The organism is Arenibacter lacus (assembly GCF_008711145.1).
In the GTDB taxonomy this organism is placed as follows: domain Bacteria; phylum Bacteroidota; class Bacteroidia; order Flavobacteriales; family Flavobacteriaceae; genus Arenibacter; species Arenibacter amylolyticus.
The window spans coordinates 1-19,971 of record NZ_VVIN01000039.1; the positions used below are offsets into that span (position 1 = coordinate 1).

Below are 19,971 nucleotides of genomic sequence, written 5' to 3' on the forward strand. Positions count from 1 at the left end.
AATGCAAAATTTATCCTCAAATTCCTTGAAGAAAAAACTCTTGGTGAATAATGCGGGTTAAATGAAGGCTAAAGGCGGGTAAAAACCTGCCTTTTTTATAGGGGTCTAGCTGTTTTAGCTTTACTAATTAGCGGTAGTAGAGCGCTATAGAGGATGTCTAATATTTCTGGTGGCGATAAGCTCCTATGGGAAAACCACTAAATTGGGTTTAGTGCTACAGCAGTAAGGGGGAAACAATGCGTATAGCCTCCGTTAAAGTTAAGATACCGTTGTTTGTGGCAACTCCTCTTATCGCTTTCTATTTAGCACCTTAAACTCCTCATAACAACTGCTGATGGCGTCTAAAATTTGAAGATCATTGGCAGTAGTGATAAAGGATTGTGAATAGTTGCAATTGCTGAGAATATCATCGATATCCACTTTTTCTAACTGAAGTAACTCGGTGAGGGTTTCTCTATCGAATTTGGAAGCCAAGAGATCCCTAATTCTATCGTCTTCCTTCATCTGGCGTAATTTTCGCATCTGATTGGGTTTTTTCCCAAATAGATTCCGCAAGAGATCTGCAGGGTTTAGTATGGCGCCCAATACTTTGGTAACCGCACTTGGATTTTTACTTCCTGCCTCGTATCCTACCGATAATCCAGAAATACTATACTGAAATGCGGTGTTTAACGGTAAGTTTTTAACGTCTATTTCCAAATAGCCGGTAAGGGAGTAAGGTCTTACTATTACTTCTTCTAAGGCGTAGGCTAGCTCCGTGAGTGAAATTTCAGTATTCTTAAACCTGAACATATCATTGGTAACCCGAACTTTTTGTGATTTAAAACCTAAAAAGGTGAAAAACAGGGTGTCATTTACCTGGGCGGGGATTTGAAACTCACCTTGTTCGTTGGTGATGGTTCCCACAACCTGATTTAGGTTTACCACGTGGACACTTTCCATTGGTTGGTCCGTTTGGGCATTGATGACTACCGCTCTTAGCTTTTTTAGATCATCGTTAGTATCAGTTTCCTGCGAGTAACTAAAAGATACAAAAAGGGTTAGAAGGATAAGTAAAAAGGTTCTCATTTAAAATAGTCCAAAATTAGTTTTGGTAAACTAACTAAAAAAATACGCCGAAGCGTATTTTTTTAGTATACAATTAACTAATAGAAGTCACTTTTTTTCTGAGTCCTGCGTCTTCCAGAGTTGCTAGAAGTGTTTCCTTTGCCGGGGCCTCGGTCATTTCTTCTTCTTTTACTGCGGTCGTTAGAACGGAAATCCCGCTTACCGCCTCCGCCACTTCTACCGCCACTGCGTCTTCTTCCGCCATCACCACCTGGGTTTTTGGAAACTTCCACATTAACAAATCGGCCATCTACCTTAAAGTCCGTAAAGGTTTTTAAGATTTCTTCCGTAGCTGCGGCATCTGTGTTAAAGAAAGAAAAACTATCTTTTACATCTACCTTAAAAATATCATCCTGGCCTAAATTAACGGTATCTCTTATAAAGTCTTTTAGAGACATCCAGTCGTAGCCATCTTTTTCCCCAACATTTATAAAGTATCTTACATTTCCATTACTAGGCGCTCCGTTACTGCTCTCACCTCTATCGCGGGTAGAAGTAACATTTAGATCCTTGGATTTGTTGTAGTAGTTAAAGAAACGTGTAAACTCTACGGAGACAATTTTTTTGATTAATTCTTCGCGATCTATGCCTTCCAGTACATCATTAATAGCTGGTAGGTAGTTGTCTACGTCCTTGTTTATTTTGGTGTCCTTTATTTTGTTGGCCAAATGGTAAAGCTGAATTTCACAGATTTCCATGCCCGTAGGAATGTTTTTAGCGACGAAGGATTGCTTTATCTTATTTTCTATCGCCTTTATCTTACGGATTTCGCTCCTGGTAACAATTACCATGGAAACTCCGTTTTTCCCTGCTCTTCCTGTACGTCCACTTCGGTGGGTATAGGTTTCTATTTCATCAGGAAGCTGATAGTTAATAACGTGGGTAATATCATCCACATCAATTCCTCTTGCTGCAACATCAGTTGCAACCAACATTTGTATTTGTCTCTTACGGAACGAGTTCATCACCAAGTCTCTTTGGTTCTGACTTAGGTCTCCGTGAAGAGCACCTGCATTGTAACCATCTTCGATTAGTTTCTCGGCTACTTTTTGGGTGTCCCTTTTGGTTCTACAGAAAATAACGGAAAAGATATCTGGATTGGTATCTGCCAATCTTTTTAATGCGGGGTAGCGGTCTCTACCACCTACCACATAATACTCGTGCTGTATGTTATTGGTACCAGAGTTTTTAGTGCCCACTGTAATTTCTTGTGGACTGTGCATAAATTTCTTAGCAATAATGGAAACCTCTTTGGGCATGGTTGCAGAAAACAACCAAGTTGATTTCTCTTTTGGGGTATTGGATAAGATATCCTTAATATCCTCAAAAAAGCCCATGTTTAGCATTTCATCGGCCTCATCTAGTACACAATAGTCAATTTTGGAAATGTCTACCAACCCTCTGTTGATCATATCCTTCATTCTACCTGGGGTAGCAACTATTATCTGAGCGCCTCTCTTTATTTGTCGGGCCTGATCCGTAATACTTGCTCCTCCGTAAACGGCAACTACATTTAATCCTTTTTCGTACTTGGAATAATGTACCATTTCATTGGTAATCTGTAAACATAGTTCACGGGTAGGGGAGAGAATCAACCCTTGGGTTGTTCTGCTAGTGCGGTCTATTTTTTGAATTAGTGGAAAACCAAATGCGGCGGTCTTTCCCGTCCCGGTTTGGGCTAGGGCAACCAAGTCGGTTTCATTTTCCAATAAGATTGGGATTGCTTTTTCTTGTACTTCGGACGGACTCTCAAATCCAAGATCCGAAATAGCATTTAATAGGGACTGATCTAGCCCTAATGCTTCAAATTTTGTCATAATATGTTATTAAATAATCGCAAATATGTATGTTGATCGGAGCGATTATTTTCTATAACCTATTAAGACTCACTACAACACATGCTATACCAGCGGCGTTAATTGAAGCGGCAAAGGTAATACTTAATTTTTAAAAACTATTATTTTATTCCTAATCATTTTTAAACTTCCCATAATATCTGCATAAGACCGTAACTGGCAGATAGGATGCCAATCAACCCAAAAAACAAGGATAGGACTATAAAATTGGTCCGTAAACTTTCATTATCCCTTATAATAACGCAGACTACACATAACACGATGGATATTTGGAAAAGTAGTTTTCCCATACTCATTTTTTGAGAGGCTCCATCATAGAGAAGGGTTTTTTCGCCCCATTCCTTTACACCTATTATTTTCCCCATTTTCCCGTCTAGATCCTGTGCCCAATACTTGGTTGGAATGTTAGCGGAACCTAGTAAAAGTTCGGTTTTTTCTGCATCGTATTTTATGACCATGGACTTGGTATGGGCTATTACGTTTTTAAAGTTCTGTTGTTCCTCTTTAGGAATGAGTCCTGCTTGCAAAAGCGCCTGTAATAGGTCTAGTTGGTTTTCCTTTAAGTTCTGTTTAATGCTTTTTGCCTGATACCAGTTAGAGTAATTTACCTCTTGGTTTTGAGAGATGAGCATTTGCTCACGTAGGTTATTGCTTATGAGCTCTGTGATGGCTAATAAGATGGCAAAAACAATAATTAATATGCCTCCAACCGTCTCTTTTCTTTTAAATATTCTATGATTTTTAATCTTAGCAATTGGTGTGGTACTCATAATAGTTGGTGGGTTGTTTATTTGAAGAAGGCAAGCAGTTGTTGCGTAGCCTTAGCTCTATGGCTAATCTGGTTTTTGGTGCTTAAGGGTAATTGTGCAAAGGATTGTTGGTATCCTTCGGGGATAAATACGGGGTCGTATCCAAACCCCTTGTCGCCCTTCCGTTCCGTTCCTATGGTACCTGTAACAACGCCTTGGAAAAGGTATTGCTTCTGGTCAACGTTTAATGCAATTACGGTTTTAAAATGAGCAGAGCGGTTAGATACTCCCTTTAATTGATCTAGTAACTTGTCTATGTTGTCCTCTGTGTTTTTTTGATCTCCAGCATATCTTGCAGAATGCACTCCCGGTGCACCGTCTAGTGCATCTACCAATAAGCCCGTATCATCTGCAAAGCAGGGATATCCGTAATTTTCGGTGACAAAATTGGCCTTAATAATGGCATTGCCTTCCAAGGTGGTAGCGGTTTCCGCTATATCTTCATGGCAGCCAATGTCTTCCAAGGATAATAAGGTTATTTCCGGAGGAAATAATTTTTGTACTTCTTGTAGTTTGTTGCGGTTATTAGTGGCAAATACCAATTGCATTATTCTAGTTTAAAGAGTGTATAGTTGTAGGCCTTAGTTTTATAAATTATTTTGGCTCATCCAAAAGTAGTAATTTTATTGCTCTATTATTTTTTTACCGTATGAAATTAAAAATTCCACCTGTGATTGTTACAATTATCTTTGCAGGGTTCATGTATGTCTTAGCTGAATATTTACCTGTTGGGTATTTCGATTTTTTTGGAAGGGAATACCTAATGGCCTTTCTTTTTGGGGTGGCTTTGATTGTGGGGGTGGTGTCTATAATTCAATTCATTAGGGCTTCTACCACTATAAATCCTAAGTCACCTACCAAGACTGCTACATTGGTTACAGGAGGAATTTATCAGTATTCTAGGAACCCTATGTACTTGGCTTTGTTGCTTGTTTTATTAGGCTGGGGATTGTACTTGGGAAATGCCTTTAATACCTTGCTTGCAGCTGGTTTTGTGTACTATATAAATGCTTTCCAAATTGAACCGGAAGAGGAGATACTCTTCAAAAAATTCCCAAAAGAGTTTCAAAAATATCGCGTACTGGTAAGGCGTTGGTTTTAATATTGTCTAGCTCCCCATAACCGTAGATGGCCACTAGGCCTATGCACTGGGGATGGCAAGGTTATTATAAGCTTTTCACCTTATATTTCATTATATAAGCGATTTTACTTATATTTTTGTATATTAGCCTTATAGATAATATATAATGGTTGCTATAATTACTGGAGATATTATTAATTCTCAAAGGGACAGCTCCTCCGATTGGATGGCCAATTTAAAAAGCTTTTTAGGGAGTTTGGGCAATTCCCCCTTGGATTGGGAAATTTATAGGGGAGATGAGTTCCAGATAAAGACCAGTCCGCAAAAAGCCTTGCGCACGGCCATACATATCAAAGCGATCATTAAGATGAACAAGTCTTTGGATGTAAGGATGGGGATAGGTATAGGGAGCGAAGCCTATACTGCTGCAAGCGTAAGTGAGTCTAATGGGGAGGCTCACCAACGGTCTGGAAGGATGTTTGAAACCTTGAAGGATCAAAAGTTGAACCTGGCCATGGCTACTGGGGATGAGCAAAAAGATAGGTCTCTAAATCTGATGTTGAAATTGGCCTTGGATTTTATGGATAACTGGTCCGAGGTATCTTCGGAAATTGTACGGATAACCTTAGAATATCCATCGGAATCACAACAAGAGATTGCAGATCGCTTGGGAATCAAGCAATCTGCGGTGAGTCAGCGCCTTCAACGCGCAAGAATGGATCTAGTACTAGATCTATTGCAGTATTACGAAACCATTACAAAAAAAGTATAGGGATGCTATTATTTACCAAGCTTTTATTGGCACATCTTATTGGCGATTTTATGTTGCAACCTACCCGATGGGTGGTGCATAAGGAGGTTCATAAAATGGCATCTGGTTATTTGTATTTGCACATTTTGGTACATTTTGGGGTTACCATGCTTTTGCTGTGGGACTTAGATCTATGGTTCTGGGCCGCAGTGATTGCCGGATCGCATTATTTTATAGATCTAGGGAAGATGTATGCACTTCACTTATTTAAATACCGCTCCATTCCCTTTTTTATAGACCAGTTGTTGCACTTGGTGGTGCTCTATAGTTGTGCCTATCACGCCAATCTATTGGAGCATACCTTGTTCTTAATAAGTGAGGTGGACTGGTCTTTGGTAACGGCCATCGTATTTGTAGGCGGCCCTTCCTCCATAATAATGGCACAGCTTCTGGAAGGGATGTCAGATCGGATATCGCTAGACCATAAATCCCTGCCCAATGCTGGGAAGTATATTGGTATTATAGAACGGCTTTTTGTGCTTGGATTCATCGTAATGGGACGTTGGGAGGCCATTGGGTTGTTAATTGCAGCAAAATCCGTATTTCGGTTTAATGATCTTAAGGAAGGTAATTCTCGGAAGCTAACAGAATATATTCTTATAGGTACCTTAATGAGTTTTGGCCTGGCTATGATTGCGGGGATTATTTATATTAATACCAACTAGTGTAGCTAATCGCTACAGAGATTTAATTCCCTGCTAACAACTGCAGGAGGTTGTTGCTTATTGGGTGAGAATTAACATCTTCGGAGTAGGCAATGTGGTTGAGGGTAGCAGATTGGATGTAGCCAATTGTCTTTTATTCAGCCATGTATAAAAGCAATTTTAGGTGGTTGTAAGTAAAGCGTTTTAAGGAATTCATAATATTCAACCTTCAAATTTAATTTTTCTTAATTTTTGTTTAAATAACCAGTTCTTAGCTCAGTTTTTGGGTTAGTTTACAGCGTCGGACGATAATTATTCATACTTTTACACCTTAATTTTTTTTCAGGCTAAATGGTAGTAGAAAGCAGAAAATACGTGTTCGATTTTGATAGTACGCTCACAAGGGTAGAAGCCTTGGATGTTTTGGCGGAAATCACACTGGAAGGTAGAAGTGATAAGGAAGAAATTATAGAAGAGATCCAGAAAATCACCAATTTGGGGATAGATGGAGATATCTCTTTTACGGAATCCTTGGAGAAACGCATTAAATTATTGGATGCCCATAAAGACGATTTGGAGCAATTGGTAGATTTGTTGCGCCATAAAATATCCAAGTCTATAGCATCCAATAAGGAGTTTTTTGAAACCTATTCCGATGATATTTATGTTATTTCATGCGGATTTAAGGAGTTTATAGATCCTATTGTAGAGGAGTATAACATCCCTGCAGATAGGGTGTATGCCAATACCTTTAAATTTGATGAAAATGGAAAGATCATTGGCTTTGATGAAGAAAATGTATTAGCTTCCCATAACGGAAAAATTGCATGCCTTAAGAACCTTGGTCTTCAAGGGGAAGTGCAGGTTATTGGCGATGGGTATAGCGACTACGTAATGCGTGAAGCAGGTATTGCCGATAAGTTTTTCGCTTATACCGAAAATGTACACAGGGAGAAAGCAGCGAAGAATGCTGACTACATCACTCCAAATTTAGATGAATTTTTATATGTAAATAAATTGCCTAGAAAGATATCCTACCCAAAAAATAGAATTAAGATCCTTTTGTTGGAAAACATCCATCCCAACGCGTATGAATCCCTATCCGAAGAAGGCTTCTCAGTAGAGCTTTTAACGCACAGTTTAACGGAGGAGGAGTTAATAGAAAAAATAAAGGATGTGCACGTTCTTGGAATCAGATCTAAGACCCAAGTAACGGAGAAGGTATTGGAAGCTGCCGATAAATTGATGGTAGTGGGTGCCTTCTGTATAGGAACCACACAAATAGATCTTGAAGCCTGCAAGAAAAGAGGGGTGGCAGTATTTAATGCGCCTTATAGCAATACCAGGTCTGTGGTAGAGCTTGCCATTGGTGAGATTATTATGCTGATGAGAAGTATTTTTCCACGTAGTACCGAAATTCACAATGGAGAATGGAATAAAACCGCTGCAAACTCTAAGGAGGTAAGGGGTAAAAACCTAGGTATAGTTGGTTACGGAAATATAGGTAAACAGCTGTCCGTATTGGCCGAAGCTCTTGGAATGCACGTTTATTACTATGACGTGGGCGATCAATTGGCCTTGGGGAACGCTACAAAATGTACTTCTCTGGAAGAGCTATTGAATGTCTCGGATGTAGTTACCCTGCATATTGATGATAATAAGGCGAACCATAATTTTATTGGTGAGAAAGAGATAAGTCAGATGAAAGACGGTGCCCTTCTGGTAAACCTATCCAGAGGTTTTGTGATAGATATCAGTGCTTTGGCAGCCGCACTAAAGAGCGGGAAAATTGCTGGCGCGGCTATCGATGTTTTTCCAGAGGAGCCTAGGAGTAACGGAGAATTCTATACTGAGTTGAAAGGTCTAAATAACGTAATCCTAACCCCGCATATTGGAGGTAGTACCGAAGAGGCGCAACGGGATATAGCAGAGTTTGTTCCTAATAAAATAAGGGATTATATAAACTCTGGAAATACCGTAGATGCTGTAAATTTTCCGAATATAAGACTGCCTAAGCAAAACAATGCACATCGTTTTTTGCATATCCATAAAAATGTACCGGGGGTAATGGCTAAAATTAATGAGGTTTTAGCAAGGTTCAATATGAATATCTCCGGACAGTACCTTTCCACGGATAGTGAGTTGGGGTATGTGATTACAGATTTGGATAAGAAATACAACAAGGATGTTATTAAAGCCTTGAAAAAGATAGATAACACCATAAAATTTAGAGTGTTGTACTAGAAACGTAAAAGGGATGGCAAAGCCACACAATTAATTATGAACGCCCTGGGAAATTTATCTGCAGGCATATTATTAAAGCCTCGGGTGAACTTCCCGGGGCTTCTTTTTTTGGTGCTGTCGGCCACATTTCATCAAAGAGAGGAGAGCGGGAAGATTACCAATATTTACCAAATCCAAATGTTCCTTTTTCATTGAAGTTACGGAAATGGATGGGTTCTCCCTAAGGAGATTTCCAAGTAGGATGCTGCTGTATAATTCCAATTATGGACGTTTGGATGGCGATTGTGGTAGGGGCAAAATAGTTGTAGACCACACCCTAGAATAGGCATTCAGTACAATGAATTCTTAGACTTGCTATTATCAAAGATTTCCTTTTAACATTTCCTTAGTTGTTTTTTTTTATTTATGTTTGGCAATATGCGCAAGTGGTAAAAGCTTGTAGTGCCGAGCGTACAAATTGATGCCTATATGGATTTAGATGCCTCCCGAAGCATACAGTTCGAAGAAATATTTGACTTGTACTACAAGAGATTGCTGCACATTGCCAAGAGTTATGTGAGTGGGGAGGAAGATGCCGAGGAAATTGTCCTAGATGCATTTTTAACGCTTTGGGAAAAAAGAAAGGATGGCGTGGTATTGACCAACCTAAGTGGGTATCTTTTTGTAACCGTAAAGAACCGCTGTCTAGATCATCTAAGGAAAAAAAGTAGGCACTTGGACCAACACGGGAGAAGTGAACAAATTGAGCACTGGATCAATTACCAGGCGCTCTCCAACAAAGGGGCTTCCAGTTTATTAAAGGACGAGTTAGAGCAACAGATTAGAAAAGCTATTGCGCTCTTACCTGAAAAACGCAGAAATGTTTTTGTAAAAAGTAGAGTGGACGGACTCTCCCATAGGGATATTTCTGAGGAACTGGAGATTAGCGTAAAGACTGTGGAAAATCAAATTGGTAAGGCCCTAAAACACATGCGCTTGCATTTACAAGAGTTTATGCACCTGTTTTTATAAACTAGGCATACTTTCAATTTTCAGTTGTGGCAATCTTGGCCTCAGCATCATTTTAGTTCACACTAACAGGTCTTACTGCTACTACTACTACTACTACTACTACTACTACTACTACTACCGATTCCTAAAGAAATGTTTTAAGGCATTAGGCATAATGAAACCTTCATTGGAGCGTCAATGGCCACCAAAAATATTAGCTATTTAAAAAAAATGATACTTGGGTGGGGGGTACTATCATTTCCTTCGTCTTTATATGTATAAGACGCAGTTTACCAATGAAGCAGCTACTATACAGATATATAAGAAAACAAACTTCCCACGAAGAAGACAAGCAGGTTTTGCGATGGCTCAGGGAAAATCCCGATAACCTGGCCCAGTTTAGTGCCTTAAAAGCAGAACTGGTTGCCGAGGAATTGCGACAGGGGCAAGATGGGGTGGTAGCTGGAGTCTACGATAAGTTTAAAAGAAAACAGTTGGCTAAAAAGAGGGTTCAACTTGCAAAATACGCCGCTGCTGCTTCAGTGGTTGTTCTTTTTGGATTGCTTTTACACCTTTACCAGCCGGGCAAGTTAGGAGATAAGGGAGGTCCAAGTAATTCCGAGATGATGCTGGTCCACAATAAAGGCAAGGAGCAAAAGGAAGTGGTGTTGCCCGATGGTAGCACGGTGCTCTTAAATATGGACAGTCAAATAGAATACCCCGCAATCTTTAAGGGCGCTAAAAGATCGGTTTCATTTATTGGGGAAGGGTATTTCAATATTACGCACGATTCTATAAAGCCATTTGTTGTAAGTACCCAAGATTTTGACATCAAGGTGTTGGGCACCACCTTTAATGTTAAGTCGTACTTAAACGACACTCAGACCGAAACAACCTTAATTAGCGGTAAGGTAGAGGTTTTGCGAGAAGCTGAGGAACCCCTTCTATTAGCCCCGTCCCAAAAGGCCATCTTCAGCAAGGAAAATAAGAAGATGGATGTAGAAAAAGTGGTGTTGGAAGATGCGGTGGCATGGCAAAAGGGAAGTCTCATTTTTAAAAGCACTCCCATGGAGCAGGTTGTGTTGGACCTGGAACGTAAGTACGACGTGAAAATAAAAATCAACTCACCAAAACTTTTAAAATATGAATATACGGGAACCTTTGATAATCTAACAATGAAAGAAGCATTACAGCTTTTGGTAATGTCTTCTCCAATTCAATATAAAGAAGTAAACCAAAAGATTATTCTCGATTATAAAGAGAAAAAGTAACGATAAAAAGAGGGTGTAGCAGCACCCCCTTTTGTCCATTTTATTAATCAATTAAACCATTGACTAACATTTAAACACTTCTAAGTTATGAAAAAAAGCGGACCAATAAGGTTTTCGCTTAGAAAACAGTTTCTAAGAATTATGAAAATCTATCTAGTTTTATTAATTACTAGTCTGGCAAAGTTAGTTGCTAATGACGTTCACGCTCAGACCATTACCTTAAAAACCGAGGTTACAGAGCTTAAGAACATCCTCGATAAAATTGAGCAAAAAAGCGGCTATCATTTTTTCTACAACAACAGTTTGGTAAATGTTGCTAGAAAAACTAGCATTGATGTTAAACGGCAAGAAATTAACAATGTGCTAGCCAGTCTTTTGTCTAACATGGATTTGGATTACAAGATGTTTAAAAATCAAATTGTGTTGTTTCAAAAAAACAACGCCTCCATAAAGGAACTATTAAAGGAGTTTGAGCAACAGGCACGTAGAGAGCAGTCTAGAGTAGCTACGGATTCGGAGATTACTTCTATTATTGCCGAAGCTACACAGCAAACTCCTGTAAAAGGGGTGGTAACGGATGAAGGGCAGCTTCCATTGCCAGGGGTGTCCATAGTTATTAAAGGGACTACCAGAGGGACACAAACCGATTTTGATGGAAATTATCAGATTGTTGCCGAAGAAGGGGACGTTTTGGTTTTTTCTTATATCGGGATGGAAACCAGAAATGTTAAGGTTGGTCAGAATAAAACCATAAATATTACGCTTAGTGAAAGCTCCAGTGAATTAGACGAGGTGATTGTAGTTGCCTATGGTACCGCTAAAAAGGCAGATTATACGGGTGCTGCCACACAAATTAATGCAGACGCTTTGGAAAAGCGGTCAATAACCAACCTTTCCGGGGCTATTGAAGGATCATCGGCTGGAGTTGCCGTAACTGCATCAAGTGGTCAGCCAGGTTCTGGTCAGGAAATTCGGATTAGAGGAATTGGATCTTTTTCTGCTTCCAGTGCTCCGCTATATGTGGTAGATGGAATTCCCTTTAACGGTTTTATCAACTCCATCAACCCAAATGACATTGAAAGTATTACTATCTTAAAGGATGCTTCTTCTACCGCTCTATACGGTAACAAAGCGGCCAATGGGGTGGTTATGGTAACCACTAAGAGTGGAAAAAATAGAAAAGGACAGTTTTCTTTTAATGTCTCCAATAGCGTTGTTAACCGTTCTATTCCAGAATACGATAGGTTAAAGCCTAATCAGTATTACGAAATTATGTGGGAAGCCCTTAGAAATACCGAGGCTATTCCTGGATTGGACAGTGAGGCAGATGTAGCCGCTGCCAATAGCTTTGCTTCCCAAAATATCTATGGTGAATTGTTGAGCAACCCCTATAATGTTGCCAACGATGAAATAGTGGGGACTAATGGTAAAATAAACCCCAATGCACGACTTATTTATGACGATTTAGATTGGGAAGATGAGTTAGTAAGGGTTGGCTATCGTCAAAACTATGATATGAGCTATACCGGGGGTTCAGAATCCATGGATTACTACGTTTCCCTAGGATACCTAACGGAAGACGGATACATTAGAAAATCCGATTTTTCTAGATTGTCGGGTCGTGCCAATGTTAATTATAAAGCCAACAGTTGGTTAAAGACGGGATTGAACCTAGGGGTTAGCTCTTCCTATGGAAATCAGGCGCAGGCCACTTCCTCCCAGTCTAGCTCCTTTGTAAACCCTATTCGTTTTACTAGAAATATTGGTCCAATTTATAATATTTACCAGCATACCCCTGATGGCGGCTATGTTTTGGATGAAAATGGAAAAAGAATGTACGACTTGGATGTTATTCGTCCCAGTGGTGCAAGTAATGGCCGACACGTACTGGCTGAAATCGACTTGAACGACGATATTGATGAAATTACCTCCCTAAGTGCAAAGACCTATGTAGATATTCAACTATTGAAAGATCTGAGCTTTAGGACCAATGTCAGTATGGACCAACGTCATTTTTACAATACCGATTTTGAAAATAGGTTTGTAGGTGACGGTGCTACGGCGGGTAGATCTGGTAGAACCTACACTAGAAGGACTACAGTGGGCTTTAACCAGCTTTTAAATTACTCCAAAAGCTTTGGAGATCACAACCTAAGAGGTTTGTTGGGGCACGAATCCCTGCGAATGAGATACAATAATTTTAATGGGTCTAGACAAGGGGTAATTGCCGATGGCAACTCGGAACTGAGTAATTTTGTTACCACTTTAAGGTTAAACTCCTATGAAGATTCCCAAGCAGATGAGAGTTATTTTGGTAGTGTGAACTATAACTATGACGGAAAGTATTTTTTAAGTGGTTCCTATAGGCAAGACGGTAGCTCCAAATTCTACAAGGATACCCGTTGGGGAGAATTCTGGTCGTTTGGTACTGCTTGGCGTTTGGATAGGGAAAAGCTTTTCCGAGACCAAACTTGGATAGATATGTTAAAACTAAGGGGGTCCTATGGGGAAATAGGAAATAACTCCGGTATTGGTTATTACGCCTATCAAGGGCTGTACGACCTAGGTTATAACAACCAAAGTGAAGCAGGTGTTTTGCAGGCCTCTTTGGAAAATAAGGACCTGTTCTGGGAAACAAGCGTAAGCTATGATGTGGCTTTGGAGTTCCGACTTTTCAATAGAATAAGCGGGGTAGTAGAGTACTATAATAAGGAGTCTGATAACTTGTTGTTTAATGTACCCTTACCGCTTTCCAGTGGGGTGTCGGATATAACCAGGAACATTGGTGCTATGTACAATAGGGGAATAGAGCTTAGCCTTAATTTTGATGTGGTACGCAATGAGAACTTTCAGTGGGACTTCGGATTTAATATGGCCACCTTGGAAAATAGGTTTACTAGACTGCCTCAAGATGAAATAATCAACGGCTCTAAGAAGCTAATGGTAGGGCGTTCCATTTATGATTACTGGCTTAGAAATTGGTACGGGGTAGATCCTGCAGATGGGGTTGCTTTGTATTATGCCAACGAAGAGGCTATAGAGAGCGATGGTGACGACATAAGGGTGATAGATGGTAACACGCTGACTACTAAGCAAGGGAATGCAGAATATCATTATGCGGGTACGGCTATTCCAGATCTTACAGGAGCTATTTCCAATTCTTTCTCCTACAAAGGATTTAACCTAGGCTTCCTCTTTACATATCAATTGGGTGGGGAAAGTATAGATTACAACTACCAGGGAGTTATGAGTTCTGGATCTTACGGAAGTGCGCTAAGTGTAGATATTTTAAAACGTTGGCAGAAGCCGGGGGACATTACCGATGTGCCTAGAATGGACCCTAGAAATACCTCCGATTTTAATGCTACTTCTGATAGATGGTTGGTAGATTCTTCCTATTTAAACTTAAGACAAGCAAGTTTGTCCTATAATCTACCCCAAGACCTGATAGAAAGATTAGATGTGGCATCGGCGCAGTTTTTTGTAAATGCAGAGAATGTGTTTTCCATAAACGCCAGGAAGGGCTTAAACGTTCAGCAGAATTTTAGCGGTACAACCTCAAATGTGTACACGCCTTCCAGAGTGGTATCCCTAGGGTTAAAATTAAAATTTTAATAGTAAGAAGATGAAAAGATCAAAATATATAATTATCGCGATATTAGCTGTACTCCCATTCTTTACAGCTTGTGAGAAAGATTTCTTGGATACGTTCCCAACAGATCAGGTTTCTTCTGGAACTGTTTCTACCACTACCGGTACGGCCATGGCGGCATTAAACGGTATTCATAGGTCTATGTATATTCGTTACGGTAGCCAGGGAAGAGGTGGTGCAGGTCACTTTGGTATGCATATGGACGAAATGGGGGAAGACCATGTTTTTAATGCGAGTACATGGACTACCGCCTATAGGTGGAATTTAAACTCGTCCCCAACCAATTCCTATAACACTAGTCATTGGGGGATGTTTTATAAATTTATTGCCAACGCCAACGTGCTTATCAATAGTATAGACGATGCCGAAGGAGAACAAGCAGAAAAGGACATAATTAAAGGTCAGTCCCTTTTGTACAGGGCTTACGGTCATTATCAGTTGGTACAAACCTGGGCTGCAGCATATAAAAAAGAGGGTGGCAATTCGCAATTGGGAGTCCCCATTAAATTAGACAACTCTATAGATCCTATTAAGCGATCTACTGTAGAAGAGGTGTATACTCAAATCAACAAAGATATTGATGACGCTATTTCCTTACTAGAAGGTTACGAGCGCCCCAATAAATCGCACTTAAATGCAGCGGTGGCAAAGGGATTAAAAGCGAGGGTGGCACTGACTCAAGGAAATTGGGGGCTAGCTGCGCAATTTGCCCAGGAAGCTAGGAATGGGTACCCCTTAATGGATCAGGAAACCTATAAGCAGGGCTTTAGGGATAACCTTGATGCCAATAGCGAATTTATGTGGGCAAGCCATATTGTAGAAGATCAAACCAACTATTTTGGAAATCTGGGAGCTTATATTTCTAGAAATTACAGTTCTTCCTCTATTAGGTCTAACCCTAGATCTATAAGCAACCTATTGTACGATAAAATATCCGATACTGATGTGCGTAAAACCTTGTGGGATCCTACTGGTGAGCATTTAAACCTGCCTTCTGGGGTAAACATTGTAGGGAATGCCAAAAGATATCCCTATACCAACCAGAAGTTTTTAACGGTAAGTACTTCGGATAGCCGAATGGATGTTCCTATGATGCGGGCAGCCGAAATGTACTTAATAGAAGCCGAAGCCTTGGCTAGGGATGGGAAGTACGGTCTGGCAGCACAGGTATTGTTCGATTTAATCTCTACCCGAGATGACGATTACACCTTATCAACTAATACAGGTCAGGCTTTAATTGATGAGATTATGGATCATAGACGTATAGAACTTTGGGGAGAAGGATTCCGTTGGTTAGATCTAAAGCGATTGAACCTTCCCTTGGATAGAACTGGATCTAATCATAAAAAATCTACCACCAATGGGGTACTGGAAGTTGCTCCGGATGATAAAAGATGGATTTGGGCCATACCTCAAGATGAGATCGATGCCAATCCTTTGATAGAACAAAATCCTATTTAAGCTAGTGGCTATTTATTTGATTTAACTGTAAAAACCTTTCCTTGGTTAAAAGGAAAGGTTTTTTATGTATTTAGTTCAATATTAATATTAGCGATAGAACCTTTATATAGCCCTGCCATCGGGGAGGTAAAAAATGTTATTTTCTAAATTTTTAATATTTCTGTTTAATTTTCATTTTATGAAGAATGTACCTGTTTTTTTAACCAAACGTACTGCTTATTATTTGCAATTTTTGGCAATTCTACTACTGCCATTTTCCTTTATGGCCTATGCGCAACATCATTTGGTGCATAATCCAAACTTAAGTCCAAAAGGGGATTTGCTGGCGTTTGTATATCAAGGAGATATTTGGACCGCCAATATAGATGGCTCCAATCCCAAACGTATAACCATCCACGAAGGCTATGATTCTAACCCCTTCTTTACTCATGATGGCTCAAAAATTGTCTTTCAAAGCGATCGGTTTGGGAGTAACGACATATTTGTGATTCCCTATAATGGAGGGCTTCCAAAGCGACTCACCTATGCTTCGGCATCCGATGTTTTAACGGATGTGACTTCCCAGAATAAGGTCTTATTTGGATCTAAAAGGGATTTCGCCCAAGTAGAGTCGGAGCCCGAAATATTTGAAGTGGCTCTGGAAGGGGGTACCCCAAAAAGATTACTGAACAGTTTAGGGTTCGATGCTACGCTTTCTCCAGATGGGAGGTTGTTGGCATTTACAAGGGGAAGTTGCCGTATTGCAAGGGAAGCCTATAGGGGCAGTGCCAATAGGGATGTATGGGTATACAATTTGGAAACGGATAGCTACCACCAAATCACTACTTTTCAGGGCAATGATTTTTCGCCAATCTGGGGCAATGACAATAAACTATTCTTCCAATCGTCCATGACAGGGAAGTACAATGTGCATATGGCTCGTATTTCTGAAGAGGGTGGTCTTTTGGATATGGAGCCTATAACCGAATTTGCCGATTTCGGTATTTTCTCCTTCCAATTGGGTAATGGTGGGAAAACCATCATTTTATCCCAGATGGACAAGTTGTTTTTAGTGGATGTGGATTCCAAGGAGTCTAGTTTGGTACAACTTGAGTTAAATTCGGATTTCCGTTTCGATCCCGTTGTTACTAAAACCTATACAGATGGTATCCAACAGGTAATTCCCTCTCCAAGTGGCAGGTATAGTATTTTAACAGTAAGGGGAGAGCTATTCTTGACCCGAAACGATAAAGAAGAGACCAGAACGGTAAACCTAACGCAATCTCCCTATAAAGATGCTAATGCATTTTGGCTGAACGAGGAGACTATCATCTTTACTTCGGATAGAAATGGCGTACAGAATTTCTACAAAATTACGTCTTCCGATGCCCAACAAAAGGATTTGTTTCATTCTTTGAAGCATAAGATAGAGCAGCTTAGCTTTTTTGAGAGCGAAGTAGGTAATCCGGTGTTGTCGCCAGATAAGAAATCGCTTGCCTATACCTTAGGCAGGGGGTCTTTGTATGTGTCCAAGATTTCTGAGAATGGCCAGCTATCCGAAGCGGTTACCCTAAATAACAATGGTTGGTCCTTGCCATCGGGAATAGCTTGGTCCCCAGATAATAAGTGGTTGGCCTATAGTTTAAAGGATCTAGAGTTTAACTCCGATATTTTTATACAAAAGGTAGATGGCAGGTCTTCCGCTACCAATATCTCTATGCACCCCAAAGCGGATATTAATCCTATCTGGAGTGATGATGGTTCCAAAATAGGGTTTACCTCCAATAGGAATAACAGTGATTATGACGTCTGGTTTGTGTGGCTTCAAAAAAAGGACTGGGAGCGAACTCCGGAAGATTGGAAAGAATTGGCAGCTTTGGAAGCAGATAAAAAAGCAGTGTCCGCTAAAAATGATTCCAAGAAAGAAAATGGAAACAAGGAGGTTGCTCCTATTACCATTGACTTGGATGGGATCTATGAGCGGCAGGTACAAGTAACCCGTTATAGTGGGGGCGAATTTCTACAAGGAATATCTTCAGACGGAAAAACCTTTTATTACACCACGGGCAATGGTACCAGAACCAATATAAAAAACTACGCAGATCTTTATAAGATACAGTGGGATGGAGAAGATAAAGAGGCATTGACCCAAGGGGACGCCAATCCGAGAAGCGTAACTTTTGGAAGTAAAAAAGAGTTTCTATACTATATCAGATCTGGAAAACCTTATCGGATCAACTTAAAAAAGGATGCTATAGAGAGAATCGCCTTTTCCGCTACCATGGATATCCATTATGAGGAAGAGGGGAATCAAATTTTTGAGGATGCTTGGAGGGCAATAAACGACGGATTTTACAATCCACAATTTAATGGGCAAGACTGGGACCTTTTAAAGGCTCAATATAAGCCCTTGGCCTTAAAGGCATCTACTAGGGTCGATTTCCAGTTCGTTTTTAATTGGATGTTAGGACAGATAAATGCCAGCCATATGGGTATGAGGGGCGGTGAGAATAGAACCTCCTTGCAGCGCCAAAGTACTGGGCAATTGGGAGTAGACATAACACCCTTAAAGGACGGAAGTGTAGAGGTGGTCTCTACAACGGTAACCATGCCAGCTCAGAAGCAACTAAGTACCCTCTATGTGGGGGATATCATAACGGGGGTTAATGGCAAAAAGCTAACACCAACCACCAACTTCTACAGTTTGCTCAACAATACCGTTAACGAAAAGATCTATCTCAACGTAAAAAACAGCAAGGGTGCTAGTAGGGAAGTGGTTATTAGGCCAGTTTCGTCTAACAGAAGGGCCAATTATAAAGCTTGGGTTAAAGAGCGTAGAAGGCTTACGGAAGCGTATTCTGAAGGAAGGCTGGGGTATATCCATATACAAGGAATGAACTGGACCAGTTTTGAGGAGTTTGAAAGAGAGTTGACCGCTGCCGGACAAGGGAAGGAAGGTATTGTAATTGATGTTCGCTACAATGGTGGTGGATGGACCACGGATTACTTAATGGCTGTATTAACCGTAAGGCAGCATGCGTATACAGTTCCTAGGGGTGCCACAGACGACCTTGGAAAAGATCATGGGAAATTTGTAGACTCTTATCCCTACAGCGAGCGACTGCCATTGGCGGCTTGGACCAAGCCTTCCATTGCCCTCTGTAATGAGCGTAGTTATTCCAATGCCGAGATATTCTCGCATGCTTACAAAGCCCTGGGTATTGGTACCCTGGTGGGGCAACCGACCTTTGGTGCGGTTATTTCCACCGGATCCCATAGACTGATAGATGGTTCCAGTGTGCGCATGCCGTATAGGGGGTGGTATATAAAGGAATCCGGTCTGGATATGGAACTTCAACCCGCGGTACCCGATATCTTGGTGAAAAGCACTCCCGATGAGAGAGCTAAAAAGCAAGATGCACAATTAAGGACAGCGGTATCGGAACTGCTGCGTCAAATTGAAGAAAAAAAGTAAGGTATAAAAGATAGACTATTGATGGTGGTAGGGTTGGTTTTTCAGGATCGTAAAGGCCCTGTATATCTGCTCTACCACAAATAGTCGTACCATTTGATGGGAGAAGGTCATTTTGGATAGACCAAGTAAGCCTTGTGATTTTTGGTAAACGGCATCACTAAATCCATAAGGACCGCCAATTACTAAAACGAATTGTTTAATTCCAGAATTCATTTTCTTTTGCAAATACTGGGAGAATGCTACCGAGCTGTACTGCTTTCCCTTCTCGTCCAATAAAACAAGAACATCCGAAGGATTCAGCCTACTTAATATGGCTTCCCCTTCCTTTTCCTTCTGTTGTTTTTCTGAAAGATTCTTGGTGTTTTTAATGTCCGGGATAATTTCCAACTCAAACCGCACATAATGCTTTATCCTATTTTGGTATTCCTCAATTAATTGGATCAAAGGAGCACTGTCCGTTTTTCCCAGTACAAGTAGCTTTATGGTCATAAGGCAAAAGTAAGCTGCAATTTTTATTTTTCATGAAAAAAAATATAAATATGGCCTGGTAATTTGTTGTGGTCTCTAATGACTTTCAGGCAATAAGTGTGG

14 protein-coding genes are annotated in these 19,971 nt (G+C 40.4%); 9 read left to right on the forward strand and 5 right to left on the reverse strand.

What is annotated here, in order from left to right:
* Positions 1-288 precede the first annotated feature (288 nt).
* The 4 genes from F1E73_RS11730 to F1E73_RS11745 all read right to left on the reverse strand — a co-directional run bounded on the left by F1E73_RS11730 (position 289) and on the right by F1E73_RS11745 (position 4,320).
* A complete protein-coding gene (locus tag F1E73_RS11730) occupies positions 289-1,068 on the reverse strand; it encodes a carboxypeptidase-like regulatory domain-containing protein (protein WP_086477771.1) in 780 nt (259 codons plus the stop codon).
* A 77-nt stretch (positions 1,069-1,145) separates the two neighbouring features.
* On the reverse strand, positions 1,146-2,924 hold the full coding sequence (locus F1E73_RS11735; protein WP_150451989.1) for a DEAD/DEAH box helicase: 1,779 nt from the start codon (positions 2,922-2,924) through the stop codon (positions 1,146-1,148).
* Positions 2,925-3,085: 161 nt separating this feature from the next.
* The gene (locus F1E73_RS11740) at positions 3,086-3,733 is read right to left on the reverse strand and encodes a DUF4337 family protein (RefSeq protein WP_086477769.1); all 648 of its coding nucleotides are present in this window, start codon (positions 3,731-3,733) and stop codon (positions 3,086-3,088) included.
* A gap of 17 nt (positions 3,734-3,750) precedes the next feature.
* On the reverse strand, positions 3,751-4,320 hold the full coding sequence (locus F1E73_RS11745) for a non-canonical purine NTP diphosphatase (protein WP_086477768.1): 570 nt from the start codon (positions 4,318-4,320) through the stop codon (positions 3,751-3,753).
* 101 nt (positions 4,321-4,421) lie between these two features.
* Between F1E73_RS11745 and F1E73_RS11750 the strand changes: the two genes are divergently transcribed.
* The 9 genes from F1E73_RS11750 (at position 4,422) to F1E73_RS11790 (ending at position 19,380) form a co-directional block, all read left to right on the forward strand.
* Positions 4,422-4,874, forward strand: a complete 453-nt coding sequence (locus tag F1E73_RS11750) for a methyltransferase family protein (RefSeq protein WP_086477767.1) — start codon at positions 4,422-4,424, stop codon at positions 4,872-4,874.
* 145 nt (positions 4,875-5,019) lie between these two features.
* Entirely contained in the window at positions 5,020-5,625 is a 606-nt protein-coding gene (locus F1E73_RS11755; protein ID WP_086477766.1) for a SatD family protein, read from the forward strand.
* 2 nt (positions 5,626-5,627) lie between these two features.
* Positions 5,628-6,329 carry a DUF3307 domain-containing protein gene (locus F1E73_RS11760; protein WP_150451990.1) on the forward strand — a complete coding sequence of 234 codons (702 nt, stop codon included), beginning with the start codon at positions 5,628-5,630 and terminating at the stop codon, positions 6,327-6,329.
* Positions 6,330-6,659: 330 nt separating this feature from the next.
* Positions 6,660-8,552: a phosphoglycerate dehydrogenase gene (serA, locus tag F1E73_RS11765; RefSeq protein ID WP_150451991.1), complete on the forward strand. Its 1,893-nt coding sequence runs from the start codon at positions 6,660-6,662 to the stop codon at positions 8,550-8,552.
* Positions 8,553-9,020: 468 nt separating this feature from the next.
* Entirely contained in the window at positions 9,021-9,563 is a 543-nt protein-coding gene (locus tag F1E73_RS11770; protein WP_086477763.1) for an RNA polymerase sigma-70 factor, read from the forward strand.
* 275 nt (positions 9,564-9,838) lie between these two features.
* A complete protein-coding gene (locus F1E73_RS11775; RefSeq protein ID WP_150451992.1) occupies positions 9,839-10,813 on the forward strand; it encodes a FecR family protein in 975 nt (324 codons plus the stop codon).
* A 141-nt stretch (positions 10,814-10,954) separates the two neighbouring features.
* Positions 10,955-14,428 carry a TonB-dependent receptor gene (locus tag F1E73_RS11780; RefSeq protein WP_176328508.1) on the forward strand — a complete coding sequence of 1,158 codons (3,474 nt, stop codon included), beginning with the start codon at positions 10,955-10,957 and terminating at the stop codon, positions 14,426-14,428.
* Between the two features lie 10 nt (positions 14,429-14,438).
* Positions 14,439-15,926 carry a RagB/SusD family nutrient uptake outer membrane protein gene (locus F1E73_RS11785; protein WP_150451993.1) on the forward strand — a complete coding sequence of 496 codons (1,488 nt, stop codon included), beginning with the start codon at positions 14,439-14,441 and terminating at the stop codon, positions 15,924-15,926.
* A gap of 178 nt (positions 15,927-16,104) precedes the next feature.
* Positions 16,105-19,380, forward strand: coding sequence for a S41 family peptidase (locus F1E73_RS11790; protein ID WP_191089010.1), 3,276 nt, complete (start codon positions 16,105-16,107; stop codon positions 19,378-19,380).
* Positions 19,381-19,395: 15 nt separating this feature from the next.
* On the opposite strand, the gene rlmH is transcribed toward F1E73_RS11790, so the two are convergent.
* Positions 19,396-19,869, reverse strand: a complete 474-nt coding sequence (rlmH, locus tag F1E73_RS11795; protein WP_150451995.1) for a 23S rRNA (pseudouridine(1915)-N(3))-methyltransferase RlmH — start codon at positions 19,867-19,869, stop codon at positions 19,396-19,398.
* Between the last annotated feature and the right edge of the window lie 102 nt (positions 19,870-19,971).

Bases quoted from the DNA above. Each gene is read 5' to 3' on its own strand.
- F1E73_RS11730 (WP_086477771.1), bottom strand. From the start codon at position 1,068: ATGAGAACCTTTTTACTTATCCTTCTAACCCTTTTTGTATCTTTTAGT.
- F1E73_RS11735 (WP_150451989.1), bottom strand. From the start codon at position 2,924: ATGACAAAATTTGAAGCATTAGGGCTAGATCAGTCCCTATTAAATGCT.
- F1E73_RS11740 (WP_086477769.1), bottom strand. From the start codon at position 3,733: ATGAGTACCACACCAATTGCTAAGATTAAAAATCATAGAATATTTAAA.
- F1E73_RS11745 (WP_086477768.1), bottom strand. From the start codon at position 4,320: ATGCAATTGGTATTTGCCACTAATAACCGCAACAAACTACAAGAAGTA.
- F1E73_RS11750 (WP_086477767.1), top strand. From the start codon at position 4,422: ATGAAATTAAAAATTCCACCTGTGATTGTTACAATTATCTTTGCAGGG.
- F1E73_RS11755 (WP_086477766.1), top strand. From the start codon at position 5,020: ATGGTTGCTATAATTACTGGAGATATTATTAATTCTCAAAGGGACAGC.
- F1E73_RS11760 (WP_150451990.1), top strand. From the start codon at position 5,628: ATGCTATTATTTACCAAGCTTTTATTGGCACATCTTATTGGCGATTTT.
- serA (WP_150451991.1), top strand. From the start codon at position 6,660: ATGGTAGTAGAAAGCAGAAAATACGTGTTCGATTTTGATAGTACGCTC.
- F1E73_RS11770 (WP_086477763.1), top strand. From the start codon at position 9,021: ATGGATTTAGATGCCTCCCGAAGCATACAGTTCGAAGAAATATTTGAC.
- F1E73_RS11775 (WP_150451992.1), top strand. From the start codon at position 9,839: ATGAAGCAGCTACTATACAGATATATAAGAAAACAAACTTCCCACGAA.
- F1E73_RS11780 (WP_176328508.1), top strand. From the start codon at position 10,955: ATGAAAATCTATCTAGTTTTATTAATTACTAGTCTGGCAAAGTTAGTT.
- F1E73_RS11785 (WP_150451993.1), top strand. From the start codon at position 14,439: ATGAAAAGATCAAAATATATAATTATCGCGATATTAGCTGTACTCCCA.
- F1E73_RS11790 (WP_191089010.1), top strand. From the start codon at position 16,105: ATGAAGAATGTACCTGTTTTTTTAACCAAACGTACTGCTTATTATTTG.
- rlmH (WP_150451995.1), bottom strand. From the start codon at position 19,869: ATGACCATAAAGCTACTTGTACTGGGAAAAACGGACAGTGCTCCTTTG.